This window comes from Novosphingobium sp. BW1 (assembly GCF_008107685.1).
Lineage (GTDB): Bacteria > Pseudomonadota > Alphaproteobacteria > Sphingomonadales > Sphingomonadaceae > Novosphingobium.
Genome location: NZ_VIRF01000080.1, coordinates 1 through 9,125 on the forward strand (window position 1 = coordinate 1; position 9,125 = coordinate 9,125).

Below are 9,125 nucleotides of genomic sequence, written 5' to 3' on the forward strand. Positions count from 1 at the left end.
CACCTGGCCGAGATCGCGTTTGCGGTGGCCCCCGGTGCGCATGCTGTCGTGCTGATGGATCAGGCCGGTTGGCACATGACCGGCAAGCTCAAGGTGCCCGCCAACATCAGCATCGTCGCGCTGCCGGCCAAATGCCCCGAACTGAACCCGGTAGAGAACCTCTGGCCGTTCATGCGCGACAGTTGGCTCTCCAACCGCATCTTTACCTCTCACGACAACATCCTCGACCATTGCTGCCAGGCCTGGAACACGCTCGTTGATCAGCCTTGGCGCATCATGACCATCGGACGCCGCAAATGGGCCCGTAGGTTGGCTTTGTTGCATAAATAAATCGCAGGGCAGCAGTTGGCCTTTGAAGGGGCTTTGTTGCGCAAATGTCGAAGGGAGTCCGTTCGTGAATCCAGTTGGTTAGGTGGTGGTGATGAGCGAGCCGCCCCGCGCCCGCTACCGCACGACGAAATGGAAATCCTACAACGCATCGCTGGCGCAGAGAGGTTCGCTTCAGGTCTGGTTTGATCCTGGGATGCATTGGCTTTGCCGGCCCACCGGCAAGCGCGGGCGCCAGCCTGTCTTTAAGGCCAACTGCTAATTTCAGGCGCGATTTGTGCAACAAAGTCCCCTGCGACAAGAAGCTGGCGTTATCAGTTGAAGTGGCGTACAATATCGGCATTGCCGAAGGTGTTTCGCAATTCGGTGACTGAGAGACCAAGCGCGCTCCCGCAAGATGGAGCATGCACATGGATCTTGACCAACTTCTTTTTCATCATCAGCTGGCCTTGTCCGATAACTTGGCTCGAAGCGCGAGTCTTGGGTCTCGCTTCGATCTGGTTCGGCATTATGAGCGACGTATCGCGAGATTGCGCCCGGAGCGAGGTGCGTTGCCCTGTCCAAACTGGACGCGATAATGATCCAGCTTGCTCCTTGCAGGGTAGCATCGATCCGGCATCCTACCCCTGGCGCGAACGGGCGCCTGTGCTCGGGGCCACCGCATAACTCTGTGGTCTACCGTAGGCGCCAAGACATCTGGCGGCTGGCTCATAATCTGCTGGGCGGATCAAAGGCGGCCGATGCTTTCCTTAGCCAGCCTTAAACGGATGGCGAGGGTACGCTCATGGACCAGGTCGCTGCCTTGGGGCAACTCCAGGTGAGCCATTGGCTGGACAGGCTGGCGCCTCAAGGCGGCGACAATTTCTGAAAAGGGTAGAAAATGACCGAAGAAGCCATGGAAAAACCTGTAGTCCGCAGTGCGTGGGCGCGCCGGGACAACCGGTTCAAGATTCCGCCCGAGGCGGCCAAGCGGCAAGGGCTCATTACCCGGATGGCGCTAGAAAGTTTCGCGACGAAGGATGAAGCCATCGCCTACCTCAATGGCGAATGCATCGCTTTGGCCGGTCGCCCACTCGATCTGGCGACCCATTCACCCAAGGGATTGGAGCAGGTGGTCGCGGACCTGCGCAACAGATCCTGATGTCATTAGCCGGCTTTCCAGAATCCGGCGTGCTCCTTGCCTGGAAACGGGATCAGAGAAGTAATGCCGCAGCGGCCTTGTGATCCAGGTGACCATGAAAGGAAGTCGACCTGCGCGCATTTGGCTGAACGCTGTGGATAGGATGGCTTTGGTGGCCGCCTTTTCCATCACGATCCTCGCGACCGGGCCTCTTCCTTTTGTGCTTGGCGCATACCAGGCGAGTTTCGGCAGTTTCGTTTCCTATATCTTCCTGGCGAGCGGCCTGCTCATCCTGGGGGACTACACTACAGGTGTAACCCGCTGGAATTTGGATACGTCGATGATACTGTTCCTGGCCGCCACGCGCGTGTTGACTATGGCCATACCGGCTGCAGCCTCGTTTCTAGTCGCCTCTCTGCTGTTTTGAGCTTGTCCGGGCAATGACCCGGCCTGCTCGTCAGGGCAGGGCCGGCGAAGAAACCTCCTCCGCTCGGACAAAGAACGACTTTAGGACCGCGTTGCCAAAGCTCGTGGTAAGCGCCACGTCGGTGGCATCGCGGCCCCTTGCCATCAGGATCCGGCCAACGCGGGGGACAGCATGGCGTGCGTCATAGGTGTACCAGGCGCCCTGGATGAACACGTCGAACCATGCACTGAAATCCATCGGTGCCTCGTCCGCCGGTACCTGGATGTCGCCGAGATAGCCCGTGCAATAGCGGGCCGGTATGTTGAGGCAGCGACACAAGGCTATGGCCAGATGGGCAAAGTCCCGACACACTCCTTCGCGCTCCTGGTAACCGTGCCATGCAGTCTTGTTCGATCTGGCATGCTCGTAGCCGAAGCGCAGGTGGTCGTGCACGAAAGCGACGATGGCCTCAACCCGGTCTCGGGCTGACGCCAGGTGACCGAATTTACTCCAGGCCACATCCATCAGGAGGTCGGTTTCGCAGTACCGGCTGCCTAGGAGGTAGATCAGCGCTTCGTTCGGATAGGTTTCGACGCTGGCCTGCGGGCCCTCGGGCGCGCGTACATCGGGCTGGCCATTGTCCTCGATGACGAAGTCGCAAGACACTGTCACGCCTCCCGCAGGGGCCGTGAAGCGCGAACAGATGTTCCCGTAGCCATCGATATAGTCGTAGATCGGTACCTCGGGCCCGGAGCGGATGCGCTGCGGGGTGGAGAGGTGCTTGTTGCGAGAGGGGTGCACGCTCAGCAGGGCCAACATGGCGGTCGGCATCTGCGCTTGGAAGTGAATTTCGTAGCCGGCTCGAATGAACATCGTGGACTCCTTGCTTTCACCCGAAGCGGGCATTGGTGGCGCCGCTCGGGAACGGGGCTGCATCGCTCAACTGGATGTCGACCTCTATCGACATGCCAAGGTTGCTGCCGGGATAGCCGGTCCACAGGCCCGACAGCGGGACGGCCTGGTAGGGATCACGCGCGATGGCCACGCGGATCAGGCCGCTGTTTCCGACGATGCCATTGGTCGGGTCGAATTCGACCCAGCCGGAACCCGGCAGGAAGATGCGAACCCAGGCGTGGGTGTTGCCCCCGCCCACGCGCCCTGTGCCGCAGTCGGGATCATAGACGTATCCGGATACGAACCGCGCCGCGAAGCCTACCGAACGCACCGCCTCGATCATCAGCACAGCAAAGTCCCGGCAGCTCCCCTGCCGCCTTTGCAAGGTTTCGATCGGGCTTTGCGTGCCCTTCTCGTGGCGAGGAATATAGGTAAAATCGCGCCGGATCATCTGCGTCATGTCGACGAGCATGCCCAGTGTATCGGAGGACCGCTCCAAACCAACGAAAGTGCGCGCCCAGTCGTCAATGATCCGGCCGGGATCGAGGTAGGCGCGTTCGATCGAACGCAGGAGATCGGGCATGTCTTCGGAGGAATAGGTGAAGGGAAAGCGCTGGGCGTACGCTTCGATGTCCACGCTGGCCCCGGCAATGGGCTCATGATCGAGATGCACGGTACTTTCGACCTGCAAGCCTTGAACCGGCGCACCGAAGGATGCGATCGCCACCGAATTGCCGAACACGTCGTGCAGCCATCGCAGTCCCGCCGGCTGGGGCGTTATCGCCAGCCTTGCACTGACAAGGCGCTGGTCAAAGCTCTCGCGCGGGCGCATCATGATGCGATGTTCACCGAGAGCGACAGGCTGTCGGTAGGAGTATTCAGTAAGATGACGAATGATCAAGTGCGGCATGTCTGCACCATGTCGTGATGGCCATACCAGGCCTTGAGAGCTTGCTTGGCCCTGGCGATCCCGGACCCGTTCAATGCCTCAATCCTCTCGGTACGGCGCCTTTCATCCTGACCGGAGACCATGCCGGCGCCGCAATACCTGCCCGGCTCGGGTCGCTCGGCCTTGGAGATGACGCCTTGTCCCGTCATATCGCGTTCGACATCGGCGTTGCCGAATTGGGCTGCGCCCTTTCCAGGCGTCTTGATGCCATATTTCTGTCGCAAGCCTATTCCCGCCTTGTCGTGGACTGCAATCGCGATCCCTCGTCGCATGAAGCCGTTCCGGAAACCAGCGACGGGACGCCGGTGCCGGGCAACCAAAGCCTTTCCTCGAGCGAGCGAGCGCTGCGTATCAGCGAAATTCACGAGCCCTACCACGCCAGACTGGCCAACGAAGTCGCAAGGCGCTGGCGCCCCGGAAGGCGGATCGTGCTGGTCGCGCTGCACAGCTTTACGCCTGTCCTCGGCGAGTTCGAGCGGCCTTGGGATGTCGGTATCCTTCACGCGGGCGGAAACGAGAGCTTTTCGCGCCGGTTGCTGGGTGCATTCGCGCGCGAGCCAGGCCTGTGCGTCGGTGACAACCAGCCCTATCACATGGACCGGACAGACTACAGCGTTCCCCGCCACGCTTTCGGCCGTACGCTGGATTATGCCGAAATCGAGATCCGGCAGGATCACCTTGCAGACAAGGCGGGGCAACGGCACTGGGCGGAATTGCTGTGCATGGCATTTGAGGAGGCCTGGCGGCAGTAAGCGCTTGTCACGACCGGGAGAACGGCTCATACCCCCAGCATCAGGCCGAGGGTATCCGAGCAAGTCCTGACTGAGAGACAGGTCGTGCTCCCGCTTTTGACGTGGAGCCTTTTGATGCCTTTACATTCTGCTTTTTTCGTGACCATTGCTCAGTCCTTGCCGTCGGCGCTTGACGAAAGCGGTTTGCCGTCATGAGCCGCGCCATGAATCTGGCCCTGCCCGAAGAAGACGTAATCGCCGCCTGCGCGAAGTACGAGGTGTCGATCAGTTGCACAGAGCCGCTACCGCAAGGTGGAACGCATCTGGTCTGCACCCGTGGAGAGGGCGCGATGATCATCCGCTCGAAGCTTGCCGCGCACCTTATCGAAGGGAAAGTCGCGCGCTTCCCGTTTTTCCGTTCTGACAAGGCCTAAAGGCCTGATGGCAATGGGCGCCGTACGGGCTCTGAGCGCGAGCGGTGCGCGCCCACGTAGCGCCTTGTGCCACACAATCGCGGCGGCCCTTGTTGGGGGGCAGGCTGGGTGTGGTTTTGGCGCCGGTGATCCGGGACCGGGCCGCTCCAGCTACGTAGTTTTAATGCGTGCTGCCAAACCCTGCAGGAATGCGCCGGGCATCGGCCTCGTCTTCAACTTGCCGCAGGCCAGTCAGGAGATCGACCATGCAATTGAAAAATTCCAGAGCATCGCTGGTCGATCCAAGCGGAAGCCGGACTTTCGATCCTGACAGTGCCGCCATGGCTTCAGCTTCGGTTGCATCCCGAAAATGCATAAGCAATTCCGCAAGGCCGCAGCGCCTGTCCGCGATACGATCGGAAACGATGGCATCGATCCGTTCGACCAGCGCCGAGTGTTCCGGCGAGCCCGGGTTTGTTGCCATAAATTCGACCAGCCTGAGCCAGGTTCTCGCCCCCCCCGATGATGCATTGGCGCAATGAAGCACCTGCAATGCACCGCAGCCGTCACGCTTGCCAAGAGACCAGGAGTCTCCATTTGGACTTTCGCAAAAAGTAAGCATCGCTTCAGCCATGGGTTCCTCTTTCGATCTGGGCAGACGCATTCTGGTAGGCTGCCTTGCGACGGGCGATCGGCAAATATCCGGTCGAGAGCTGGCCAGCCAGTCAGCTCTAGGAAAGTGACTGAACGGCCTTCTTGCGGTTTTGCTGCACCTTGAGCGCGCTGGCGGTCATTTCTCGCCATGCCGTTTCCGCACGCAAGGCGCGCTCCCGCACATTCTCGAGTTCGGCAACCTGGGCGTCCCGCGCGGCTTCGTCGGCACGGGCAATCAGGAACGTGTAGTTCTGAGCCCTTGCACGTCCTTGCAAGTCAGGGACCAAATGCCCTCGACGCCGCGCAAGCGCGGGCCGAGGGCGCGGGAAAATCAGTCGGCGCTGCTGAGGTTAACAGCACTTTTCTTGCCGTTGCGGCCCTCTTCAACCACGTAGTTCACGCGTTGGTCCGTGTTGAGCGTCGAGAACCCGGCGGCCTGAACTGCCGAGATGTGCACGAAGCTGTCGGCTGAGCCGTCGTCAGGCTGGATGAAGCCATAGCCCTTGTCTTCATTGAAGAATTTTACGGTTCCGATAGTCATGGTCGTTTCCTTTCAAGAAACGGGATTGCCCGTCGGCGACATGCCGGCCGGGTGTTGCATCTGGTCGTCAATTGAAAGGAATGCGTCGTCTTGCGAAAAATGGTGATTTTGACATCCCATGTTCCGTAACCAATTCGTCGATACCCGTTTGAAAATCCAACGAGAGCAAAAGGGGTGAGGTCACGTAGCGCGTGATACGCTTTGCGGCCTGGTGGAAGAGGATGGGGCAACACAAGCCTGGCTCCAGGCACAGGCCGCAGCTGCTCCAAGATTGTGCTGGAACTCATTGATGCCGCGCGCGATGGTTGATGCTGTCAACATGTGCATATGGCGATCGTCGTCATTCCTGGCCCTGCTAGCCTGCAGCAGGGCGCGCTGGTGCGCGGCGTATTCGTGGTTGAGATCGATGGGCTTGGTCCTGTTGGCGGACGTGGCCGAGGGCCATCCCGCTGGTGTTCGTAAAGTAATCAATCGACCATCGCGGCAACGAGCCGCTGAAGGTCAGTTGCGCTCAGCAGCGAGCGCATTTCCGGAATGCGGGGCAGCCGACTGCGCAGGTTTGCGCAAGGGCGCCTGAGGTGGCGCTCGGTGGCGCCGGTCGTCTTGAGTGTCATTGTATCGTTTTCAAACCGGCTTTGAAGCCGGCCATTTCTCGTTTCAGCGTCGGAAGGTCCGTCCACGAGGACCACTGGGGCCTTGCCCTGGCGTCTTCTCGCGATAGACAATGCGCCCCTTCGACAGGTCGTAGGGCGTCATTTCGACGCGGACGTGATCTCCGACGACGGACTTGATGCGAAACCGCCGCATTTTTCCGGCAGTATAAGCAATAATCCTGTGGTCGTTCTCGAGCAACACACCGAAACGCCCGTCGGGATAGATCTCGTCGATCTGACCTTCCAGCGTAATCAGTTCTTCTTTCGCCATGGCCGCCTCTGCAGATGCGGGGAAAAGCCCGCAGGCGGGCACATCCCAATCTACGGAGCCATGAAGCGTGTAAGGAAGGCGGTGCCGCAATCTGTACAGCAATCAAATTCCGTCGCAAGCGACGTGAGGCAATCTTTAATATAGAGCCATATTCAAAAGTTACAAGATAAATCGCAAAACGCCGGTGCCGAGGCGAATTTGCGCCACGACATCCAGCTGTTAATTGCCATTCTTGGCATATTTTCGGTGAACACAAACGAGAAAGTATTGATGCTTTAATTCAAGTATCTCCCAAAATTCGCTTTAAAGGCAGAGAGGCGAATCGGGATTGGATTTGTAAATTTGCAAACTGCGAAAACCGGATTGTACGTCAGAGCAGAGCAAGGAAGTCTCTGATACCAACGCGCATAGATCAGAACCCATGGGCCCACTGGCGCAGTCCGAGCGAGATGATCCGCCATGGCTGATCGACGAGTTGGTTCCAAGCGAAGCCGCAATGATCGACGATATCGTCGTAGGATTTGAAGATGCGGTTTGACAGCCAGTTGTCGGGCATGAACTGCCGGACGTTCGCGACCGGATTGAGCTCCGGGCACCTCGGGGGCAGCGGCATCAGCGTGATGTTGGGCGGCACGACCAATTCGGCCGATCCGTGCCATCCGGCCTGATCGAGCAGGATGACCGCATGTGCGCCGGGCGCGACGTGGAAGGCGATTTCCCCGAGGTGCATGCTCATCGCCTCGCTGTTGCAGCGGGCCAGTACAATGCCCGCGGCTTTACCTTCGGCGGGACAGATCGCGCCGAACAGCCATGCCGAGGAGCGCCGCTGATCCCTGGGAGCAGACGGCCGCGTGCCGCGCTGTGCCCAACGGCGGGTGATGGTGTTCTTCTGCCCGACGCGTGCCTCGTCCTGGAACCAGATTTCTATGGGCGTGCCTTGCGGGAGGTTGGCCCGGATCTCTGCCACCGCCGAGGCAAAGCCCCCTTTTGGAATGCCTCCATGGCGTGTGCGTTCTGCGCATGGTGACGGGGCCGAGCGGTCAGTTTCGCATAGCCCAGTTTCGTCAGTTCGCGGCTGACGCTCGTCTCGTCGAGCGACACCGCGAACTCTTCGTAGAGCCCATGCGCCAGGTCGATCAGCCGCCAGCGCACGAGGCCATGGATCGCAGGGCTCGGCCCGCGCTCGACCGCCTCGACCAGTGCGCGTCGCTGCGCATCATTGAGGATCGATGCCTTGCCTGGGGCCTTACCGTCCAGCAGCCCGTCAGGACCGCGGTGAGCTCCGTGCCAGTCGCCCAAGCGCCGGTCCGTCAAAATCCTCCCGCAATCCAACCGCTCGACCCACTATCGCATCCTCCTGAAGCAGGACGCTCTTGAGTCAGACTTTCGCCCCAGTGGGAATCCCCAAGTAAGTCAGCCTCAGCGTAGGTTGGTATAAGAGATCTGCTCACAACAACCATCTATCTGGAGGTGTGAACCATGAGCCAGAATGTGGAGATTATCGAGAAGATCTATGCGCTTTTCGAGTGCGGCGACATAGAATCGGCGATGGCGATGATGAGCCCGGAAATCATCTGGTATGAAGCGGAGCATTTCCCCTACGCCGATGGTAATCCCTACCGTGGGCGCGAGGAGGTACGGATTAATGCGCTGGACCGCCTTTACCGGGATTGGGCGAACTTCAGGCAGCAGGTTGAAGCCATCTTCGATGCCGGAAATGCCGTCGTGATGACGGGGCGTTATAACGGTATCTTAGAAGTGGCTCGGTTTGTCTGAACAGCCTTTGACGTTTGATAAGTGGATCGTCTGCGGTTTGGTTGTTCAAGCTGGCGCCTGCGGGGCGTCATGGAGGTCGGGCGTAGCCCGGCCGGAGTGACGCCCCGCAAGTCGCGGCCAATTCACGCTGCCACGGCCTGTGGCAGATTGTCAAAGTAGGTTTGATCGGGCGTACGTCCGCCGGGGCTCGAGTGAGGTCTCCGGGCGTTGTAGAAGCCCAGGTATCGGCCGATCGAACTGCGCGCTTCGCTGACGCATGCGTAGGCGTGCAGGTAGACTTCCTCGTACTTCACCGAGCGCCACAGCCGCTCGACCACGACATTGTCGCGCCAGGCGCCGCGGCCGTCCATGCTGATGGCGATACCCTCGCGCCGCAGCACGCCGGTGAAG

General features: G+C 59.9%; 15 protein-coding genes and 3 pseudogenes. 8 read left to right on the forward strand and 10 right to left on the reverse strand.

The window, feature by feature from the left end; genetic code table 11:
- The 4 genes and pseudogenes from FMM79_RS14370 to FMM79_RS14385 all read left to right on the forward strand — a co-directional run.
- Positions 1 to 330, forward strand: a 330-nt coding sequence (locus FMM79_RS14370) for a transposase (protein WP_205466686.1), incomplete at its 5' end; no start/stop codon positions are given.
- Between the two features lie 91 nt (positions 331 to 421).
- Positions 422 to 574: pseudogene (locus FMM79_RS14375) on the forward strand (IS5/IS1182 family transposase); the annotation flags it as partial.
- Between the two features lie 633 nt (positions 575 to 1,207).
- Positions 1,208 to 1,468, forward strand: a complete 261-nt coding sequence (locus FMM79_RS14380) for a hypothetical protein (protein WP_240339208.1) — start codon at positions 1,208 to 1,210, stop codon at positions 1,466 to 1,468.
- A gap of 151 nt (positions 1,469 to 1,619) precedes the next feature.
- The gene (locus FMM79_RS14385) at positions 1,620 to 1,874 is read left to right on the forward strand and encodes a hypothetical protein (protein ID WP_162528519.1); all 255 of its coding nucleotides are present in this window, start codon (positions 1,620 to 1,622) and stop codon (positions 1,872 to 1,874) included.
- Between the two features lie 30 nt (positions 1,875 to 1,904).
- On the opposite strand, the gene FMM79_RS14390 is transcribed toward FMM79_RS14385, so the two are convergent.
- Complete coding sequence (locus FMM79_RS14390) at positions 1,905 to 2,726, reverse strand: transglutaminase family protein (RefSeq protein WP_148628159.1); 822 nt, start codon at positions 2,724 to 2,726, stop codon at positions 1,905 to 1,907.
- Between the two features lie 16 nt (positions 2,727 to 2,742).
- The gene (locus FMM79_RS22300; RefSeq protein WP_371710922.1) at positions 2,743 to 3,330 is read right to left on the reverse strand and encodes a transglutaminase family protein; all 588 of its coding nucleotides are present in this window, start codon (positions 3,328 to 3,330) and stop codon (positions 2,743 to 2,745) included.
- Between the two features lie 16 nt (positions 3,331 to 3,346).
- On the opposite strand from FMM79_RS22300, the gene FMM79_RS22305 reads away from it, so the two are divergent.
- A complete protein-coding gene (locus tag FMM79_RS22305) occupies positions 3,347 to 3,409 on the forward strand; it encodes a KxYKxGKxW signal peptide domain-containing protein (RefSeq protein ID WP_371710923.1) in 63 nt (20 codons plus the stop codon).
- A 17-nt stretch (positions 3,410 to 3,426) separates the two neighbouring features.
- Here FMM79_RS22305 and FMM79_RS22310 read toward each other — a convergent pair.
- Positions 3,427 to 3,657: pseudogene (locus tag FMM79_RS22310) on the reverse strand (transglutaminase N-terminal domain-containing protein); the annotation flags it as partial.
- A gap of 17 nt (positions 3,658 to 3,674) precedes the next feature.
- Between FMM79_RS22310 and FMM79_RS14400 the strand changes: the two are divergent.
- Both FMM79_RS14400 and FMM79_RS14405 read left to right on the forward strand, forming a co-directional pair.
- On the forward strand, positions 3,675 to 4,448 hold the full coding sequence (locus FMM79_RS14400; RefSeq protein WP_148628161.1) for an N-formylglutamate amidohydrolase: 774 nt from the start codon (positions 3,675 to 3,677) through the stop codon (positions 4,446 to 4,448).
- Positions 4,449 to 4,639: 191 nt separating this feature from the next.
- Positions 4,640 to 4,861, forward strand: a complete 222-nt coding sequence (locus FMM79_RS14405) for a hypothetical protein (protein WP_148628162.1) — start codon at positions 4,640 to 4,642, stop codon at positions 4,859 to 4,861.
- 160 nt (positions 4,862 to 5,021) lie between these two features.
- Here the strand turns inward: FMM79_RS14405 and FMM79_RS14410 are convergent, their stop codons facing one another.
- The 6 genes and pseudogenes from FMM79_RS14410 to FMM79_RS14435 form a co-directional block, all read right to left on the reverse strand.
- Entirely contained in the window at positions 5,022 to 5,474 is a 453-nt protein-coding gene (locus tag FMM79_RS14410) for a hypothetical protein (RefSeq protein WP_148628163.1), read from the reverse strand.
- Positions 5,475 to 5,571: 97 nt separating this feature from the next.
- Positions 5,572 to 5,769 (reverse strand): hypothetical protein, encoded by a 198-nt coding sequence (locus FMM79_RS14415; protein WP_148628164.1) that lies wholly within the window; start codon positions 5,767 to 5,769, stop codon positions 5,572 to 5,574.
- A 56-nt stretch (positions 5,770 to 5,825) separates the two neighbouring features.
- Positions 5,826 to 6,035 carry a cold-shock protein gene (locus FMM79_RS14420; RefSeq protein ID WP_148628165.1) on the reverse strand — a complete coding sequence of 70 codons (210 nt, stop codon included), beginning with the start codon at positions 6,033 to 6,035 and terminating at the stop codon, positions 5,826 to 5,828.
- A gap of 467 nt (positions 6,036 to 6,502) precedes the next feature.
- Positions 6,503 to 6,649 carry a hypothetical protein gene (locus FMM79_RS21260; protein ID WP_153269330.1) on the reverse strand — a complete coding sequence of 49 codons (147 nt, stop codon included), beginning with the start codon at positions 6,647 to 6,649 and terminating at the stop codon, positions 6,503 to 6,505.
- 43 nt (positions 6,650 to 6,692) lie between these two features.
- On the reverse strand, positions 6,693 to 6,959 hold the full coding sequence (gene infA, locus FMM79_RS14430) for a translation initiation factor IF-1 (protein WP_148628166.1): 267 nt from the start codon (positions 6,957 to 6,959) through the stop codon (positions 6,693 to 6,695).
- Between the two features lie 412 nt (positions 6,960 to 7,371).
- Positions 7,372 to 8,231, reverse strand: a pseudogene (locus tag FMM79_RS14435) (IS630 family transposase); the annotation flags it as partial.
- 207 nt (positions 8,232 to 8,438) lie between these two features.
- On the opposite strand from FMM79_RS14435, the gene FMM79_RS14440 reads away from it, so the two are divergent.
- Positions 8,439 to 8,735, forward strand: coding sequence for a nuclear transport factor 2 family protein (locus FMM79_RS14440; RefSeq protein WP_148628167.1), 297 nt, complete (start codon positions 8,439 to 8,441; stop codon positions 8,733 to 8,735).
- A 122-nt stretch (positions 8,736 to 8,857) separates the two neighbouring features.
- Here the strand turns inward: FMM79_RS14440 and FMM79_RS14445 are convergent.
- Positions 8,858 to 9,125: integrase core domain-containing protein (locus tag FMM79_RS14445; RefSeq protein WP_148625005.1), on the reverse strand; the 268-nt coding region annotated here is incomplete at its 5' end.